We start from the raw sequence: 17,047 nt of genomic DNA on the forward strand, positions 1-17,047 counted from the left end.
CGCAGGGATCAGAGCCGGTACTCCAGTTGCAGATCACATGGCTCCCGTTGTGCGATCTCCGGCACGACCTCTTCGGCGGGCAGGCAGCCCATCGCGCTGTAGAACGCGTAGGACTCCAGCGACGAGTGCCCGGAGATGTACAGCCGCGCAGCGCCCCATCCACGCGCCTGGCGCGCCGCCTGCAACAACAGTCGCCGTCCCAGCCCGCGGCCGCGCCATGGCTGCGACACGTGCAACTGCAGCAGCTGGACATACTGGCCATGGCGCCCCAGCGGCGGGCGGCACAGCGTGGCAAACGCGACCACCTGCCCGCCCACCTCGACCACCCACGCCGCACCGCCCGCCGCCAGGCTGTGGCGCAGATCGGTCGCGACGATGTCCTGCAGCGTGGCCGCATCCCAATGCTCCTCGAAGCGCACCGGCTGCAGCCGCCATCGACCGTGCGGGCCGCGCCAGGCCTGTTCGACCGTTTGCGCACGCACGAAGCCCGCCAGCAGCTGTGGATGCAGATCGTCCAGGCCGAGCGGGCGCAGCACCATGTCACGATCGCTGTTCATCGCCTGCCGCCCCACCCGCCTGACCGCCCCCGCGCATCCCGATCCGCCACCAACCTCACCACCCTGTGCAGCAATGCCATCGATGTACACCCATAAAAGAAAATACTGTCCCACATCGCGGGCACTGCAGGCTTGAGGACCGGCAAAGCAGGTCCGGAACCGGCGCAACAGCGCAAGCCGGGGCAACAGCAGGCCGGCAAACGCCGTGGGCTATCCATACACTTTCTTTTCCGGCATCGACCGACAGGATCGACATGCATTACGACTTCACCACCTGTGCCGCGCGCGGCGTGACCGACAACATCAAGTGGAACCGCTATGCCGACCGTGATGTGCTGCCGCTGTGGGTGGCGGACATGGATTTCGCCTGCGCGCCGCAGATCACCGCCGCCCTGCAGGCACGCGTCGCCGCAGGCAGCTTCGGCTACAGCGAGCCGACCGACGAGGTGATCGCCGCGCTGTGCCTTGCGCTGCGGCGCGACTACGGCTGGGAGATTGCACCCGAGTGGCTGATCCCACTGCCCGGCCTTGTCACCGGCCTGAACGTGGCATGCCGCACCGCGGCCGGCGCGGCAGATCCAGTGCTGACCGCGACGCCGGTATATCCGCCGTTCATGTCGGCCACGCATTTTTCGGGGCGGCCGCTGATCAAGCTGCCGCTGCTGGAGCCGGACGGCAGCGCCGGCTGGCGCTGGGACCTGCCGGCGCTGGCCGCCGCGGCGCCCACGGCACGCACCTTGCTGCTATGCCATCCGCACAACCCCGTGGGACGCGCCTGGCGCCAGGAGGAGCTGGCCGCACTGGCGGACATCGCGCGGCAGAACGACCTGCTGGTGGTCAGTGACGAGATCCACTGTGACCTGCTGCTGGAACCGGGCGCGCGCCATACGCCGTTCGCCAAACTTGCCCCTGATCTGGCCCACCGGACCATCACCCTGATGGCCCCGTCCAAGACCTACAACATCGCCGGTCTCGGCTGCGCCTTTGCCGTGATTGCCGACCCGGCGCTGCGCCACGCATTCCAGCATGCGATGCGCGGCATCGTGCCGCATGTGAACCTGCTGGGCTACGTGGGGGCGGCCGCGGCCTATCGCGATGCCACGGACTGGCGCACGCAGCTGCTCACCGTGCTGCGCGGCAACCGCGAGCGCGTGGTGAGCGCAGTCCACGGCATGCCCGGCCTGAAACTGGCACCGCCCGAAGCGACCTATCTGGCCTGGATCGACTGCCGCCCGGCAGGGCTGACGCAGCCCCAGCGCTTTTTCGAGGCGGCCGGCGTGGGCCTGTCCGACGGCGCCGATTTCGGCGCACCGGGTTTCGTGCGCCTCAATTTCGGCTGCCCCGCGCCGGCGCTGGACGAGGCACTGGCGCGGATGGCCCGCGCGCTGCAGCAGGCGCGCTCAACCTAGGCGGTCCCCACCTGGCAACTGCGCCGGCCAGCACGTGCGGCGCAGTCCCGACCCGATGCAGACTTGGCCGACCTTGCGGGGCCGTCGCATGGGCGCTGCCGCCGTGGCAGGGGCTGCGGTAAGCTCATCTCACGCATCATTCGGGATATACCATGGCCGAGCACGACCTGATCCGTTACGGTTTCGACGACATTTCCCGGCCAGGCGACCGGGAGGCCTACGCGCGCGAACAGGCACTGCTGATGCGCTACAACGATCCGCAGACCAGTTGGGACGAGCGGCACACGCTGCTGCGCGAACTGGTCGAGTGTGGCGAGGACAGCAACGTGATCGCACCGTTCTTCGTCGCCCGGGGCGATCGCGTCCGCCTGGGCAGGAAGGTGTTCATCAACGGTGGTGTGCTCATCTCCGGCGGCGCCCAGGTGGAAATCGGCGACTACACGCTGATCGCCCCGAGTGCCCAGCTGCATACCGTCACCCACCCGGTCGATCCCACCGAGCGCCAACGCTGGGCATTCTGGGCCAAGCCGATCCGCATCGGCCAGAACGTCTGGATCGGCGCCGGTGCAATCATCTGCCCGGGGGTGAGCATCGGCGATCACAGCGTGATCGGCGCAGGCAGCGTGGTCACGCACGACGTGCCCGCCTGTGTCCTGGCGGCAGGCAACCCCTGCCAGGTGGTGCGCCAACTCGATCCGCCGGACATGTCCACCCTGTACGAGCTGCGCGAGCGCACCTGATACCCGCCACCGCTGTGCATCCAGCCGGTGCAATGCCGGCTGGCAGGCAACGCGCACCCTGACGCCGGGCCGAAAAAAAAACGCCAGCCCGAAGGCCGGCGTTGAATCAGAGGATGGAAATGAAACCAGGCAAACCCCGGCCGCATTCGCGAATGCATTCTGCTTAGACCTTTCAATATCAGTCAATCGTAATATGCTGCTGCGCGGCCCTCCAACCGACAACTGCACAAAAGCAGCACATCAACGGTTGCTCTGTCAACAAAATCGCCCGATCAGCCAGCCTGCCCGTAAGCCTCAAGTCTGCTGCATCTGCCTCTGATGCCAGAAATCCACCCCAGATCCGTGTATCGGGCGCTGTCTCATGTCGAACCCGGCCCGGAAGTCGTTCGAATACGATCGGGATTACATGGCGCGTGAAGCTGAAACGGCTGAAGCATGGGTTGAAAGTGTCAATCTGACGTCCACTATCTCGGTGCCGACAACGCTTATGGTTTACTCGGCCCGTCCCGCCAAGGCGATTGGCATGGACGACAGCCCGCTTGCCTGATGTCGCTGTCCTGACGTGCCTGCTCAAACGCCAGGCGGCAGCGTGTCGCTGCCCTGGATGGCAGCTCGCACAGGCCACCCGGACCGGCACATTGACAGTGCCACCGCACTGCTACGGCAGGCAGCGCCGCAATGCCCCCGCAGTCAATCCGTGCATGCGCTGTGCCGCACCCACGGGCCATGCCCCTTCGGCTGACCCAGGGTCGTGCCTCCCGGTGAAGGCAGCGCCGCTCCCCGCTCCTTCCAGCACCGATGCGTCGCGACGGCAGCTTGGATGCGTTCCTCCGGTCGGCATGCTTACGAACATCGGGGTTGATTCGGTACAATTGCCCCTTTTTTGCTTGAGGGCCAACGACATGGTGCAGGTAGGCATCGTCATGGGCAGCAACAGCGACTGGGAAGTGATGCGCCATGCCGCCGAGCAGCTCAAGGCATTCGGCATCGTCTTCGAGTGTCGCGTGGTGTCCGCGCATCGCACGCCCGATCTGATGTTCGAGTACGCCGAGACCGCCGCGGCTCGCGGCCTGAAGGCGATCATTGCCGGGGCGGGCGGCGCAGCGCATCTGCCGGGCATGCTGGCGGCCAAGACCGTGGTACCGGTGCTGGGTGTGCCGGTGCCGTCCAAGTATCTGCGCGGCGAGGATTCGCTGCTGTCCATCGTGCAGATGCCCAAGGGCGTGCCGGTGGCCACTTTCGCCATCGGCGAGGCCGGCGCGGCGAATGCGGCACTGTTTGCAGCGGCGATGCTGGCGGGCGGGACACCTGCGGTCGCGGCGGCATTGGCCGACTTTCGCGAGCGCCAGCGCCAGAACGCACTGGCGATGACCCTGCCCGAGGTATGAACCGGCAGGCCGAACGCTGGGCCCGGATCCATGCCCAAGGCTGGCGACGCGCCGTGTTCTGGCGCGGCACGCTCGGCTGGGGCTGCAGTTTCGCCGTGCTGTTCTCGGCGGTGGAGCTGATGACCGCCCGCACGGCCGACTATCCCGCCGCCGTGCTGGCCAACCTGCCGTTCGGGCTGGTGGCCGGCACGATCTATGGCTGGGCCCTGTGGGGCTATTGCCAGTTGCAGCACCTGAAACAGAAACACGCCAAGGAAGAAGAACTACCGTGAAGCCGATTCTGCCGCCGGCCATGCTCGGCATCCTCGGTGGCGGCCAGCTGGGCCGCATGTTCGCCGTCGCCGCCCGCACCATGGGCTACCGGGTGACGGTGCTCGATCCCGATCCGGCCGCGCCGGCCGCGGCCTTTGCCGATGTCCACCTGTGCCGGCCCTATACCGACGAGGCCGCGCTGCATACGCTGGCGGACTCCTGCGCCGCCGTCACCACCGAATTCGAGAACGTCAACGCCGATTCGATGCGCTGGCTGGCCGCGCAAGGCGTGCCGGTCTCGCCGTCGGGCGATTGCGTGGCCATCGCGCAGGACCGCATCGCCGAGAAGACCTTTGTCCGCCAGGCTGGCCTTGCCACCGCGCCGTTCCTGGCCGTGCGCACCGCGCGCGATCTGGAGGGCGATCTGTCGCCCTACCTGCCCGGCATCCTCAAGACTGCGCGACTGGGCTACGACGGCAAGGGCCAGGCCCGGGTGGAAACCGCCGAAGCCGCCCGCTATGCACTTTCCGAATTCAAGCACCAGCCCTGCGTGCTGGAAAAGCTGATGCCGTTGCAGACCGAGATCTCGGTCATCGTCACCCGCAGCGCCAGGAACGAGGTGACGAGCTTTCCGGTGGCGGAGAACCAGCACGCCGGCGGCATCCTGGATGTCTCCATCGTGCCGGCACGGGTGCCGGCCGGGGTGGCCGAGCGTGCCCGGGCGATGGCGATGCAGTTGGCCGAAGCGCTCGACTACGTCGGCGTGCTGGCGGTGGAGTTCTTCGTGCTGCAGGACGATACGCTCGTCATCAACGAAATGGCGCCGCGGCCACACAACAGCGGCCACTACACGCTCGATGCCACCCTGACCAGCCAGTTCGAACAGCAGGTCCGGGCGATGTGCGGGCTGTATCCGGGCCGCACCGAGCTGCTCTCGCCGGTGGTGATGGTCAACCTGCTGGGCGATGTGTGGGGCGAAACGGGCGAGGAGCCCGATTGGGAGATCCTGCTGACCGCACCCAATACCAAGCTGCACCTGTATGGCAAGGCCCAGGCGCGCATCGGGCGCAAGATGGGCCATTTCAACGTGCTGGCCGCCAGTGCCGAAGATGCGCTGGAACAGGCCCAGGCCATCCGCGAGACCCTGCCCCGGCGCGGTTGAGGCCCGCCAGCGGCGGCGCTGCCCAGGCCGGACGCGGGGCAGGCGTCGGCAGCGCGGACAACACCCGGCGCCGCAGTGCCGGCAAGCCGTGCGACACATCCTGAACCGCGCTGGATCAGACGTGCTTCGCTCGCCGACAGTGCGGGTGGTACGGCACGTGGGCGCGGCGTGCTCAGCACGGTCTGGTCGGGGCGCTCAGCGCGCCGCCAGCCAGCGCGCGGCATCAAGCGCGAAGTAGGTGAGGATGGCGTCGGCGCCGGCGCGCTTGAATGCCAGCAGCGATTCCAGCACCACCGGCGCTTCGGCAAGCCAGCCGTTCTGGATCGCCGCGCGCAGCATCGCGTACTCGCCCGAGACCTGGTAGGCAAAGGTGGGCACGCCGAATTCATCCTTCACCCGCCGCACCACGTCCAGATACGGCAGCCCCGGCTTGACCATCACCATGTCGGCCCCTTCGGCCAGATCCTGCGCCACCTCATGCAGCGCCTCGTCGCCGTTGGCCGGATCCATCTGGTAGGTGAACTTGTTGCCCTTGCCAAGGTTGGCCGCCGAGCCGACCGCATCACGGAACGGCCCATAGAAGGCCGAGGCGTATTTGGCCGAGTACGCAAGGATGCGGGTGTGCACGAAGCCGTGCGCCTCAAGCGCCTGCCGGATGGCACCGATGCGCCCGTCCATCATGTCCGATGGCGCCACCACGTCGGCACCGGCCCGGGCATGGCACAGCGCCTGCCGGACCAGCGCGGCCACCGTCTCGTCGTTGAGCACATAGCCGCTGTCGTCGGCCAGGCCGTCCTGGCCGTGGCTGGTGTAGGGGTCGAGCGCCACGTCGGTGATCACGCCAAGCTGCGGAAAGGCGGCCTTGAGTGCGCGGACCGCGCGCGGCACCAGCCCGTCATCGTTCCATGCCTCCTTCGCGTCCTCGCTCTTGAGTGCCGGCTCGGTGACCGGGAACAGCGCCAGCGCCGGAATGCCGAGCGCGACCGCCTCGGCGGCCGTTTCCAGCAACAGGTCGATGCTTTGCCGCACCACGCCGGGCATCGAGGCGATGGCTTCGCTGCGCTGGCTGCCGTCCAGTACGAAGACCGGCAGGATCAGGTCCGCCGCGCTCAGCGCATGTTCGCGGATCAGGCGGCGCGAGAAGTCGTCGCGGCGCATCCGGCGTGCACGCCAGGCCGGATAGGGACGGGAAACGGGCATGGTTCTACTCCGGGTGATCGGACAAAAAGGCGATTCTACGCGAGCGGGGTTGGCAACAACGAGGGTTCCCGGCGGGGCAAAGGGGTCTTTACAATCGTCCCCATTCATCCCTTGGAGCAGCCCGTGTCCCCACCGGATTCGCTAACCCGCCTTTGCCGGATCGCGCGCCAGGTCGCCGCCGATGAGATCATGCCGCGCTTTCTGTCGGTGACCATCGAAAAGAAGCATGACGGCACCTTGTTCACCGAGGCCGACCTAGCCACGCAACGCGCCTTGACGCGCCTGTTGCCCGAACTCGTGCCCTGCCCGGTGCTGGGCGAGGAAATGAGCGAGGCACACCAGCAGGCACTGTGGCAGGAGAATCCCGATGGGCTGTGGGTGGTCGATCCGATCGACGGCACCACCAACTTCGCACACGGCCTGCCGTACTTCGCCGTCTCGATCGCGCTGATGCGGCAGGGGCGCCCGGTACTGGGCGTGGTCTATCTGCCGGTGCTGCAGGAATGCTTCGCCGCCGCCGCCGGACAGGGTGCCTGGATGAACGATGTGCCGCTGCCGTTCGTGACCGAGGAGGTGGCGATGGCCGACGCGGTGGCCATCGTCGAACCGAAGTGGCTGGGCGGACACCTGCCGACGCGGGTGGCCACCGTGGCCCCATTCGGCAGCTTCCGCAACTTCGGTGCCTCGACGGTGGACTGGTGCTATCTGGCGGCCGGGCGCGTCGACCTGTTGCTGCATGGCTCGCAGAAGCTGTGGGATTACGCTGCCGGTGCGCTGATCGCCGCCGAGGCCGGCTGCCACTACGCCACCTTGTCCAGCGACGACTACTGGAGCCACCGCGTGTGGGGGCGTTCACTGGTCGCCGCGCGGACCGCGGCGCTGTTCGAAAGCTGGAAGGCCTGGGCGCGCGCCAACCGCTGAGCGCCCTGCGTATTGGCGCCATTCCCGGCGCCACGGCCCTGGCGGGGGCCCGATCGCGGCGCCCCGCAGGCCGCAGGGTTCCTGTGACTTTTTTTGCGTTCACCGCCCGCCCCGGACTCGGGCATGCTGTCAGTCGACTGCGGGCGTGACGGCGCCCGCGCCGCACGCTCCGCGGAACCCCATTTCATACAAGGAGCATCGCACCATGGCTGGGGCACAGGCAGCACATCGTATTGTCATCGTCGGCGGCGGGGCCGGCGGGATCGAGCTGGCGACGCGGCTGGGCCGCACGCTGGGGCGGGCAGGCCAGGCGCAGGTGGTGCTGGTCGACGGCGCCGCCACCCACATCTGGAAGCCATTGCTGCACGAGGTGGCCACCGGCGCGCTCAACACCGGCGAGGACGAAGTCAACTATTTCGCGCATGCCTGGCGCAACGGCTATCACTTCGAATACGGCTGGATGACCGGGCTGGACCGCGAGCAGCGCCGGATCACGCTGGCCGAGGTGCGCGACGAGGAAGGCTCGCTGATCGTCGAGGCGCGCAGCATGCCGTATGACACGCTGGTGATCGCGGTCGGCGCGGTCGCCAATGACTTCGGCACGCCCGGGGCGCGCGAGCATTGCATGTTCCTCAACAACCCGGCCGAGGCCGAGCGGCTGCGCAAGCGCATCCTGGCGCTCACCTTCGCCGCCAGTACCCGCGTCAATCCCGGCACGCCGCTGCGGATCGCCATCATCGGCGCCGGTCCGACCGGCGTCGAGCTGGCGGCCGAGATCCACCATACCATCTGCGAAATGCACCACTACGGCGCCAATTTCAGCCCGACACAGCTGGAGATCACGCTGATCGAGGCCAGCGAGCGCATCCTGGCCGCCGCGCCGCCGGCGCTGGCCGACTATGCCCGGGCCGAGCTGGAAAAACGCAACATCCAGATCTTTACCCACCGGCGGGTGTCCGAGGTGGCGCCCGGCCAGGTGATGCTGGCCGACGGTACCTGCCTCGCGGTGGACGTGGCGGTGTGGGCAGCCGGGGTCAAGGGTGCGCCGTGGCTGTCCGGGTTGGGGCTGGCGGTCAACCGGCACAACCAGATCGAGGTGAACGCCACGCTGCAGACAGCGGCCGACCCGGCGATCTTCGCGCTGGGCGATTGCGCCAGCGCGCCGGACGGCGAAGGCGGCCCACCGTTGCCGGCCACCGCCCAGGTGGCGCACCAGCAGGCGGCATGGTTGGCACAGGCGCTGGCCGACCAGTTGGCCGGGCGCAAGCCCAAGCCCTTTGTCTTCGAGCCGCAGGGCATCATGGTGTCGCTGGGCAAGCACACCGCGGTGGGCAGCCTTGCCGCCATCATCGGCCCCAAGCGCGACTACTACGTGGCCGGGCGCAGCGCCAAGCTGATCTATACCTCGCTCTACCGCATCCACCAGGCCACCTTGCATGGCTGGGTGCGCACCGTCCTGCTGTGGATCGGCGACAAGCTGCGCCGCGTGGCACGGCCAGCGATCAAGCTGCACTAACACGACGGCACGACCACAGCAGCGCGCACGGTTGCGCCTGCCATCGTGAAACCGGCCCGCCCACTGCAGCACGGGGCGCACCGCAAGCGGGTGCGGCCAGCCGGTCTGGTTGGCGGCGCTAAGACAAGCCCGCCATGTCCTCAGCGCGGTGGCAGGCCACCTGCCGGCCTGCCACTTCGCGCAGCGGTGGCACCTCGGCACGGCAACGCGCCTCGGCATAGGGACAGCGGGTATGGAAAGCGCAGCCGCTGGGCGGATCGAGCGGCGAGGGCAGCTCGCCGGTGAGCTGGATCTTGATGCGCCGGTCCTGGGGCCGGATGGTCGGCGTGGCCGACAGCAGCGCACGGGTGTACGGGTGCAGCGGCTGGGCGTAGAGGGTCGGTCGGGGTCCGTATTCCACGGTGCGGCCAAAGTACATCACCATCACCTCGTCGGCCACGTGCTCCACCACCGCCAGATTGTGGCTGATAAACACGTAGCTCGTGCCCAGCTGCTGCTGCAGGTCCATGAACAGATTGAGGATCTGCGCCTGGATCGAGACGTCGAGCGCCGAGGTCGGCTCGTCGGCGACCAGGATGCGCGGCTGCAGGATCATCGCGCGGGCAATCGCCACCCTTTGACGCTGTCCGCCGGAGAACATATGCGGGTAGCGCTCGGCGTGCTCCGGACGCAGCCCTACCGTCTCGACCATCTGCGCCACCCGCGCGCGGCGCTCGGCGCGGGTCAGCGTGGTGTTGAGCTTGAGCGGCTCCTCCAGCATCGCCGCCACGGTCTTGCGCGGATTGAGCGAGGCATACGGGTTCTGGAACACCATCTGCACCTGCGGGCGCAAGGCGCGCAGTGCGCCGGCATCCGCCCTGGCCACATCCACCCCGGCCAGGGTCAGATGGCCGCTGGTCGGGGTTTCGACCAGTGTGAGCTGGCGCGCCAGCGTGGATTTGCCGCAACCCGATTCGCCCACCACCGCCAGCGTGCGGCCCGGTGCCAGCGTGAACGACACATCGTTGAGCGCCCTGACGGTGGCGCTGCCACGCATGAAACCGCGCCGCACCATGTAGTGGCGCGACAGCGCGCTGGCGATCAAGACGGGGGTATCGCTCATCGCAACGGCCTTCCTGTGTCGTCGAGCGGTTTGATGCAGCGCGCCAGTGCGCCGCCGGCCGCGATCAATGCGGGATGGGCCTCGGCGCAGGCCGCTTCGGCGTAGGGGCAGCGCGGCGCCAGCAGGCAGCCGGCCGGGCGGTCGTGGCGGCCTGGCACCACGCCGGGCAGCGTGACCAGTCGGTGCGCTCCCTTGTTGTGCTCCGGAATGGCGGCGAGCAGCGCCTGGGTGTAGGGATGGCGCGGCGTGGCGAACAGCTGCGGCACTGCCGCGGCCTCGACGATCTCGCCGGCGTACATCACCGCCACCCGCTGCGCCACTTCGGCCACCACCGCCAGATCGTGCGTGATCAGGATCAGCGCCATGTCGCGCTCGCGCTGCAGCTGCACCAGCAACGCCATGATCTGTGCCTGCACCGTCACATCCAGCGCCGTGGTCGGCTCGTCGGCGATCAGCAGCTTTGGATTGCAGGCGATCGCCATCGCGATCATCACCCGCTGGCTCATCCCGCCGGAAAGCTGGTGCGGGTAGGCAGACAGCCGCGATGCCGCCGCCGGGATCTCCACCTGTTCCAGCAACGCAAGCGCCCGCGCCCGCGCCGCCGCCCCGCGCAGTCCTTCGTGCACCCGCAACGTTTCGAGCAGCTGGTCGCCCACGGTGTAGGCCGGGTTCAGGCTGGAGAGCGCATCCTGGAAGATCATCGCGATGTCCTTGCCGACGATGCCGCGCTTGTCGCGTGCCTTCATCGCCAGAAGGTCGCGACCGTCGAAGCGCAGGTGGTCGGCGCTGACCCGGCCCGGCGCGTCGATCAGCCCCATCAGTGCCAGCATGGCAACGCTCTTGCCCGAACCCGATTCGCCGACGATGCCAACGATCTCGCCCGCGTCGACCTGCAGATCGACGCCCGCCACCGCGCGAAAGGGGGTGGGGCCGGCGCCGAAGCGCACGTCGAGGTTCCGGATATCCAGCAGCATGCCGCCCTCAGTCATGTTGTTTGAGCCGCGGGTCCAGCGCGTCGCGCAGACCGTCGCCCATCAGGTTGAGCGCCAGCACCGTCAGCAGGATGGCAAGCCCCGGCATGGTCACCACCCACCAGGCACGCTCGATGTAGTCGCGTGCGGCCGCCAGCATGGTGCCCCATTCGGGCAGCGGCGGTTGCGCCCCGAGGCCGAGGAAGCCCAACGCCGCCGCATCGAGGATGGCCGACGAGAACCCCAGCGTTGCCTGCACGATCAGCGGTGCCATGCAATTGGGCAGCACAGTGTCGAACATCAGCCGTAGCGTGCCGGCCCCGGCCAGCCGCGAAGCCACTACATAGTCGCGGGTCAGCTCGGCCATCGCCGCGGCACGCGTCAGGCGCACGTACGAGGGCAGCGCGACGATGGCGATGGCCAGCATGGTGTTGGCCAGGCCCGGGCCGAGCACGGCGACGATGGCCACCGCCAGCAGCAGCGAGGGCAGCGCGAGCATGATGTCCATCAGCCGCATGATCGCCACGCCCCAGCCCCGCGGATGGAAGGCGGCCACCAGCCCCAGCACCACGCCAGGCAGCAGCGACAGCAGCACCGAGACGCAGCCGATCCACAGCGATACCCGCGCCCCGTGGATCAGCCGGGACAGGATGTCGCGGCCCAGCTCGTCGGTACCGAGCACAAAGCGCCAGCTGCCGCCGTCGGACCACACGGGTGGATGCAGCAGCGCATCGCGGTATTGCTCGATCGGGCTGTGCGGGGCCACCCAGGGTGCGGCCAGCGCCAGCACCGCCAGCAGCAGCATGAAGCCCAGCGCCGCGCTGGCGCCGCGGTTGCGCAAAAAGCCGCGCCAGGAGGCCGCCAGCGGCGACACCGCGGCAGGCGCGGCCAACGCGGGGGACGTGGTTGTGCTCATCGGCTCACCTTGCATGCCGGATGCGCGGGTTGATCACGCCGTACAGCAGATCGACCAGCAGATTGACGAGGATGATCAGGGTGGCCACCAGCAGCACACCGCCTTGCACCACCGGATAGTCGCGCCGGCCTACGGCATCGATCAGCCACTTGCCGATGCCGGGCCAGGAAAACAGGGTCTCGGTCAGCACCGCCCCGGCCAGCAGCGTGCCCACCTGCAGCCCGATCACGGTGACCACCGGCATCAGCGCGTTGCGCAGCGCGTGCTTGAGGATCACCCGCGCCGGCGACAGCCCCTTGGCACGGGCAGTGCGGATATAGTCCTCGCGCAGCACTTCGAGCATGGCCGAGCGGGTCATCCGGGCGATCACCGCCAGCGGGATGGTGCCCAGCACGATGGCCGGCAGCAGCAGATGGTGCAGCGCCGAGGCGAACGCGCCCGGCTCGCCGGACAGCAGCGTGTCGACCAGCATCAGCCCAGTCACCGGCGTGATGTCATATTCGATGGCGATGCGGCCGGATACCGGCGTCAGCCCCAGCTGCACCGACACCACCATGATCAGGATCAGCGCCCACCAGAAGATCGGCATCGAATAGCCAGCCAGTGCCGCGCCCATCACGCCATGGTCAAGCACGGTGCCGCGCCTGACCGCAGCAAGGATGCCGGCGCAAAGGCCCAGCACCACGGCCAGCAGCATCGCCGCCAGCGACAATTCCAACGTGGCCGGGAACAGCGCGCGGAACTCGTCCAGCACCGCGGTCTGCGTCACCAGCGAGAGGCCCAGGTCGCCATGCGCCAGCCGCCACAGGTAATTCAGGTACTGCTGCCACAGCGGCAGATCCAGCCCCATACGGCGCATGGCCTCCTGGTAGTACACCGGATCGACGTTGCGCTCGCCCAGCAGGATCAGCACCGGGTCGCCTGGAATCATGTGGATCAGCGCAAAGGCGAACACGGTGATGCCCAGAAAGGTCGGCACCACCACCGCCAGGCGCTTGAGCAGGAATCGGATCATCGGGACGGGCCCTCAGGCGGCGGCGCCGCAATGGCGCGCGCCACCGGGTTTACTTCAGGCTCACGCCGTAGAACGAATTGAGCCCCAGCACGCCGATCCTGAAGCCCTGCACGTTGCGGCTCATCGGCTGGTAGAGCGTGGAGTGCGCGATCGGCGTGAACGGCACTTCGCGCTTGAACACCACCTGGGCCTGCTCGTACAGCCGGGCACGCCCGGCCTGATCGGTCAGCGCGCGCGCCTTGACGATCAGCTCGTCGAACGCCTTGTCGCACCACAGCGAGTAGTTGTTGCCCCCCACTGCGGCGCACCCCAGGTTCACGCCCAGCCAGTTGTCCGGATCGCCGTTGTCGCCGCTCCAGCCGATCAGCATGGTGTCGTGTTCGCCGGCCTTGGCACGCTTGAGGTACTCGCCCCATTCATAGGTGACGATCCTGGCATTCACGCCGATCCTGGCCCAGTCGGCCTGGATCATCTCGGCCATCAACTTGGCATTGGGGTTGTAGGGCCGCTGCACCGGCATCGCCCACAGCGTGATGTCGAGCTTGTCGGCACCGGCCTTCTTCAGCAGTGCCTTGGCCTTGTTCACATCGTAGGGGGCATCCTTGAGCGTCTTGTTGTACGACCACTGCGTGGGTGGCATCGGATTGGTGGCGCGCTGCCCGGCGCCCTGGTACACCGCCTTCAGGATGGCATCCTTGTTGATGGCCATGTCGAGCGCCTGCCGCACTTCGAGCCGGTCCAACGGCTTGTGCCTGACGTTGTAGGCCACCCAGCCGAGGTTGAAACCGGCCTGGGTCGGCACCTGGAGCCGGGGATTGGCCTGCATGGCCTTGAGGTCAGCCGGCCGCGGATAGGCCATCACATGGCACTCGCCCTTCTGCAGCTTCTGGTAGCGCACCGAGGCATCCGGGGTGATGGCGAAGATCAGCTTGTCCAGCAGCAGCTCGTCCTTGCGCCAGTACTGCGGATGGGCGTCGAAGCGGATCACCGCGTCCTTCTGGTAGCTCTTGAACACGAACGGCCCGGTGCCGATGGGCTGGGTGTTGATCTGCACCGCCTTGCCGGCCTTGAGCAGCTGATTGGCGTATTCGGCCGACTGCACCGACGAGAACGACATCGCCAGGTTCTGCAGGAACGCCGCATCCACCGCCTTGAGCTTGAAGCGCACGGTATACGGGTCGACCTTGTCGACAGCGACGATGTTGCTGTCCATGCCCATGTCGGTCACATAGGGATACTGTGCCGGCGCAGCCTTGTTGAATGGATGGTTCCGGTCGATGAGGCGCTGGAAGGTGAAGACCACATCGTCGGCATTGAAATCGCGCGTGGGCTTGAAATACGGAGTGGTATGGAATTTCACGCCGCGGCGCAGCGTGAACGTATAGGTCAGGTGATCCGGCGAAACCACCCATTGCTGCGCCAGCCCCGGCCGGATGCTGGTCTTGCCGCGCTCGAACTCGACCAGCCGGTTGAACACGGTCTCGGCCGACGCATCGAAATCGGTCCCGGTGGTGTAGCGGGCAGGGTCAAAGCCGGCAGGGCTGCCCTCGGAGCAGAACACCAGGGTCTTGCCGGCCGCCAGCGTACTGCCGGCCACCAGGATGAGCAGGGCGCCAAGCGCCGGGCCGTAACGATTCATGCGAAGCCTCCTATGCCGGTCGAACAAGGTGCACCGGGAGAAATCCGGAGCAGGTCCTCATCTTGATAAGCGATCGGCCCGCAGAAATCAGGTGAATCCCCACCTTCTGGCGCCCGGTTGCGCTAGCGCAAGGTTATGCGCCAAGGCGGCAGCGGCCTTGCGCGCACTGCGGCGAGGACGCGAACCGGCTGGTGCATCGAGGCCCGGCATGGATGGTAGGGGTGGATATGCAGCCGGCGGGTGCCGTGGATTCACGCCGGGTCTGCCGGCAGGGCGGCATCCGGGCGGCGCAGCATGTCGACATGGTCGATGCCGTCCTCGTCGTAGACCTCGCCCACCGGTACGAAGCCGTGCCGTCCATAGAAGGCGGCAAGGTGTGCCTGGGCCCCGATCCGGTGCGCCATGCCCGGGTAGCGACGCGCCGCCTCCGCCAGGCCCTCGGCCACCAGTGCGTGACCGATGCTGCCGCCACGCGCCGTCGGGCAGACCACCACCCGCCCGATCGAGGGCTCCGGATACTTGCGTCCCGGCGGCACCAGCCGCAGGCAAGCGACGAGGCGTCCGGCGGCATCGTGCCCGGTGAGGTGCAGCGACGGCGGGTCGCAATCGTCAAGGTCGGGATAGATGCAGCGCTGTTCGACGATGAACACCTGCTGGCGCAGGCGCAGGTACTCGAACAGCGCCATCGCGTCGAATCCGTCGAGCGCGCGCCAGCGCCAGCGGATGGCGTGCGGTGTGCCCATCACTGGCCGGCAACCCTCAAAGGCCCAGCCTTTCCTTCCACTTGGCCACCTGGATGCGCACCTGGGCCGGCGCGGTGCCGCCGATATGGTCGCGCGCGGCAATGCTGCCTTCGAGCGTCAGCACGTCGAACACACTGGCGTCGATCAGCGGCGAGAAGCTTTGCAGTTCGATCAGCGACAGGTCGGCCAGGTGCTTCTTCTTGTCCTCGGCGTAGCGCACCGCGAGCGCCACCGCTTCGTGCGCATCGCGGAACGGCAACCCGCGCTTGACCAGGTAGTCGGCGAGATCAGTGGCCGTGGCATAGCCCTGGCGCACCGCACGTTCCATCGCCTCGGGCTTGACCGTCACGCCGGCCATCATGTCGGCATAGATGCGCAACGTATCGGACAAGGTATCGACCGTATCGAACAGCGGCTCCTTGTCCTCCTGGTTGTCCTTGTTGTAAGCCAGGGGCTGTCCCTTCATCAGCGTCAGCAGCGCCACCAGATGGCCGTTGACACGCCCGGTCTTGCCGCGCACGAGCTCGGGCACATCCGGATTCTTCTTCTGCGGCATGATCGAGCTGCCGGTGCAGAAGCGGTCGGCGATGTCGATGAAGCCGAAGCGCGGGCTCATCCAGATGATCAGCTCCTCGGACAGGCGCGACAGATGTGTCATCACCAACGCCGCCGCCGCGGTGAATTCGATGGCGAAGTCCCGGTCAGAGACCGCGTCGAGTGAGTTCTCGCACACCGCCTCGAAGCCCAGCAGCTCGGCGGTGATGCGCCGGTCGATCGGGTAGGTGGTGCCCGCCAGCGCCGCGGCGCCCAACGGCAGCCGGTTGACGCGCCTGCGCGCATCGCTGAAGCGTTCGGCATCCCGGCCCAGCATCTCGACGTAGGCCAGCATGTGATGGCCGAAGGTGACCGGCTGGGCCACCTGCAGATGGGTGAAGCCGGGCATCACCGTCGCGGCATGCTGCTCGGCCAGATGCAGCAACGCGGCCTGCAGCTGGGCGATCAGCTTGACGATGGCGTCGATCGCCCCGCGCAGGTAAAGGCGGATGTCGGTGGCCACCTGGTCGTTGCGGCTGCGTCCGGTATGCAGCCGCTTGCCGGCATCGCCCACTTTCTCGGTCAGCCGGCGTTCGATGTTCATGTGCACGTCTTCGAGGTCCAGCGACCACTCGAAGACACCGTTGCGGATATCGTCCAGGATATCGGCCATACCCGACTGGATGGCGCGGAAATCCTCGTCGGGCAGCACCCCGACGCGGTTGAGCATGGCGGCGTGCGCCAGCGAGCCCTGGATATCCACTTCCGCCATGCGGTTGTCGAAGGTGACCGAGGCGGTATAACGCTTGACCAGCTCGGAAACGGGCTCGTTGAAGCGACCGGACCAGGTCTTGTTGGCGGCGTCCTGCATGGGAGAAATCCTGTACGGCTTTTGAACCAGCGGATTATACGGTCGGTATGGACGCACCGCAGCAACAACGCCGCGCGCTGTGGCACGACCGTATATCGCCGCCGTCGTGAT

At 67.6% G+C, this 17,047-nt stretch carries 17 protein-coding genes; 8 read left to right on the plus strand and 9 right to left on the minus strand.

The annotated features are described in order from the left end of the window. Window positions 1-8: 8 nt before the first annotated feature. Window positions 9-557, minus strand: coding sequence for a GNAT family N-acetyltransferase (locus N8I74_RS01495; RefSeq protein ID WP_263125151.1), 549 nt, complete (start codon window positions 555-557; stop codon window positions 9-11). Window positions 558-811: 254 nt separating this feature from the next. On the opposite strand from N8I74_RS01495, the gene N8I74_RS01500 reads away from it, so the two are divergent. The 6 genes from N8I74_RS01500 to N8I74_RS01525 all read left to right on the plus strand — a co-directional run bounded on the left by N8I74_RS01500 (window position 812) and on the right by N8I74_RS01525 (window position 5,508). Next, a complete protein-coding gene (locus N8I74_RS01500) occupies window positions 812-1,966 on the plus strand; it encodes a MalY/PatB family protein (protein WP_263125152.1) in 1,155 nt (384 codons plus the stop codon). A 152-nt stretch (window positions 1,967-2,118) separates the two neighbouring features. Beyond that, window positions 2,119-2,706 carry a sugar O-acetyltransferase gene (locus N8I74_RS01505; RefSeq protein WP_263125153.1) on the plus strand — a complete coding sequence of 196 codons (588 nt, stop codon included), beginning with the start codon at window positions 2,119-2,121 and terminating at the stop codon, window positions 2,704-2,706. A 361-nt stretch (window positions 2,707-3,067) separates the two neighbouring features. Beyond that, window positions 3,068-3,253 carry a hypothetical protein gene (locus tag N8I74_RS01510; protein ID WP_263125154.1) on the plus strand — a complete coding sequence of 62 codons (186 nt, stop codon included), beginning with the start codon at window positions 3,068-3,070 and terminating at the stop codon, window positions 3,251-3,253. 355 nt (window positions 3,254-3,608) lie between these two features. Next, complete coding sequence (gene purE, locus N8I74_RS01515; RefSeq protein ID WP_263125155.1) at window positions 3,609-4,094, plus strand: 5-(carboxyamino)imidazole ribonucleotide mutase; 486 nt, start codon at window positions 3,609-3,611, stop codon at window positions 4,092-4,094. Then, window positions 4,091-4,366 (plus strand): hypothetical protein, encoded by a 276-nt coding sequence (locus N8I74_RS01520; protein ID WP_263125156.1) that lies wholly within the window; start codon window positions 4,091-4,093, stop codon window positions 4,364-4,366. The genes purE and N8I74_RS01520 overlap by 4 nt, the downstream gene beginning before the upstream one ends. Next, entirely contained in the window at window positions 4,363-5,508 is a 1,146-nt protein-coding gene (locus N8I74_RS01525) for a 5-(carboxyamino)imidazole ribonucleotide synthase (protein ID WP_263125157.1), read from the plus strand. The genes N8I74_RS01520 and N8I74_RS01525 overlap by 4 nt, the downstream gene beginning before the upstream one ends. A 195-nt stretch (window positions 5,509-5,703) precedes the next feature. On the opposite strand, the gene hemB is transcribed toward N8I74_RS01525, so the two are convergent. Then, on the minus strand, window positions 5,704-6,708 hold the full coding sequence (hemB, locus tag N8I74_RS01530) for a porphobilinogen synthase (RefSeq protein WP_263125158.1): 1,005 nt from the start codon (window positions 6,706-6,708) through the stop codon (window positions 5,704-5,706). Window positions 6,709-6,831: 123 nt separating this feature from the next. Between hemB and N8I74_RS01535 the strand changes: the two genes are divergently transcribed. Continuing rightward, a complete protein-coding gene (locus N8I74_RS01535) occupies window positions 6,832-7,629 on the plus strand; it encodes an inositol monophosphatase family protein (RefSeq protein ID WP_263125159.1) in 798 nt (265 codons plus the stop codon). A 205-nt stretch (window positions 7,630-7,834) separates the two neighbouring features. Beyond that, window positions 7,835-9,145, plus strand: a complete 1,311-nt coding sequence (locus N8I74_RS01540) for an NAD(P)/FAD-dependent oxidoreductase (protein ID WP_263125160.1) — start codon at window positions 7,835-7,837, stop codon at window positions 9,143-9,145. A 118-nt stretch (window positions 9,146-9,263) separates the two neighbouring features. Here N8I74_RS01540 and N8I74_RS01545 read toward each other — a convergent pair whose 3' ends face one another. The 7 genes from N8I74_RS01545 to argH all read right to left on the minus strand — a co-directional run bounded on the left by N8I74_RS01545 (window position 9,264) and on the right by argH (window position 16,936). Next, a complete protein-coding gene (locus tag N8I74_RS01545) occupies window positions 9,264-10,247 on the minus strand; it encodes a peptide ABC transporter ATP-binding protein (RefSeq protein WP_263125161.1) in 984 nt (327 codons plus the stop codon). Then, on the minus strand, window positions 10,244-11,221 hold the full coding sequence (locus N8I74_RS01550) for an ABC transporter ATP-binding protein (protein ID WP_263125162.1): 978 nt from the start codon (window positions 11,219-11,221) through the stop codon (window positions 10,244-10,246). Before N8I74_RS01550 ends, N8I74_RS01545 begins: the two co-directional genes overlap by 4 nt. Window positions 11,222-11,228: 7 nt before the next feature. After that, a complete protein-coding gene (locus tag N8I74_RS01555; protein ID WP_263125163.1) occupies window positions 11,229-12,134 on the minus strand; it encodes an ABC transporter permease subunit in 906 nt (301 codons plus the stop codon). A gap of 4 nt (window positions 12,135-12,138) precedes the next feature. After that, the gene (locus tag N8I74_RS01560) at window positions 12,139-13,149 is read right to left on the minus strand and encodes an ABC transporter permease subunit (protein ID WP_263125164.1); all 1,011 of its coding nucleotides are present in this window, start codon (window positions 13,147-13,149) and stop codon (window positions 12,139-12,141) included. A gap of 49 nt (window positions 13,150-13,198) precedes the next feature. Then, complete coding sequence (locus N8I74_RS01565) at window positions 13,199-14,788, minus strand: ABC transporter substrate-binding protein (protein WP_263125165.1); 1,590 nt, start codon at window positions 14,786-14,788, stop codon at window positions 13,199-13,201. A gap of 251 nt (window positions 14,789-15,039) precedes the next feature. Continuing rightward, a complete protein-coding gene (locus N8I74_RS01570) occupies window positions 15,040-15,531 on the minus strand; it encodes a GNAT family N-acetyltransferase (RefSeq protein ID WP_263125166.1) in 492 nt (163 codons plus the stop codon). 16 nt (window positions 15,532-15,547) lie between these two features. After that, window positions 15,548-16,936 carry an argininosuccinate lyase gene (gene argH, locus N8I74_RS01575; protein WP_263125167.1) on the minus strand — a complete coding sequence of 463 codons (1,389 nt, stop codon included), beginning with the start codon at window positions 16,934-16,936 and terminating at the stop codon, window positions 15,548-15,550. Between the last annotated feature and the right edge of the window lie 111 nt (window positions 16,937-17,047).

It is taken from the genome of Chitiniphilus purpureus (assembly GCF_025642115.1).
Lineage (GTDB): Bacteria > Pseudomonadota > Gammaproteobacteria > Burkholderiales > Chitinibacteraceae > Chitiniphilus > Chitiniphilus purpureus.

Coding starts and splice junctions, on each gene's coding strand:
- N8I74_RS01495 (WP_263125151.1), bottom strand. CDS start 557: ATGAACAGCGATCGTGACATGGTGCTGCGCCCGCTCGGCCTGGACGAT.
- N8I74_RS01500 (WP_263125152.1), top strand. CDS start 812: ATGCATTACGACTTCACCACCTGTGCCGCGCGCGGCGTGACCGACAAC.
- N8I74_RS01505 (WP_263125153.1), top strand. CDS start 2,119: ATGGCCGAGCACGACCTGATCCGTTACGGTTTCGACGACATTTCCCGG.
- N8I74_RS01510 (WP_263125154.1), top strand. CDS start 3,068: ATGTCGAACCCGGCCCGGAAGTCGTTCGAATACGATCGGGATTACATG.
- purE (WP_263125155.1), top strand. CDS start 3,609: ATGGTGCAGGTAGGCATCGTCATGGGCAGCAACAGCGACTGGGAAGTG.
- N8I74_RS01520 (WP_263125156.1), top strand. CDS start 4,091: ATGAACCGGCAGGCCGAACGCTGGGCCCGGATCCATGCCCAAGGCTGG.
- hemB (WP_263125158.1), bottom strand. CDS start 6,708: ATGCCCGTTTCCCGTCCCTATCCGGCCTGGCGTGCACGCCGGATGCGC.
- N8I74_RS01540 (WP_263125160.1), top strand. CDS start 7,835: ATGGCTGGGGCACAGGCAGCACATCGTATTGTCATCGTCGGCGGCGGG.
- N8I74_RS01545 (WP_263125161.1), bottom strand. CDS start 10,247: ATGAGCGATACCCCCGTCTTGATCGCCAGCGCGCTGTCGCGCCACTAC.
- N8I74_RS01550 (WP_263125162.1), bottom strand. CDS start 11,221: ATGCTGCTGGATATCCGGAACCTCGACGTGCGCTTCGGCGCCGGCCCC.
- N8I74_RS01555 (WP_263125163.1), bottom strand. CDS start 12,134: ATGAGCACAACCACGTCCCCCGCGTTGGCCGCGCCTGCCGCGGTGTCG.
- N8I74_RS01560 (WP_263125164.1), bottom strand. CDS start 13,149: ATGATCCGATTCCTGCTCAAGCGCCTGGCGGTGGTGGTGCCGACCTTT.
- N8I74_RS01565 (WP_263125165.1), bottom strand. CDS start 14,788: ATGAATCGTTACGGCCCGGCGCTTGGCGCCCTGCTCATCCTGGTGGCC.
- N8I74_RS01570 (WP_263125166.1), bottom strand. CDS start 15,531: ATGGGCACACCGCACGCCATCCGCTGGCGCTGGCGCGCGCTCGACGGA.
- argH (WP_263125167.1), bottom strand. CDS start 16,936: ATGCAGGACGCCGCCAACAAGACCTGGTCCGGTCGCTTCAACGAGCCC.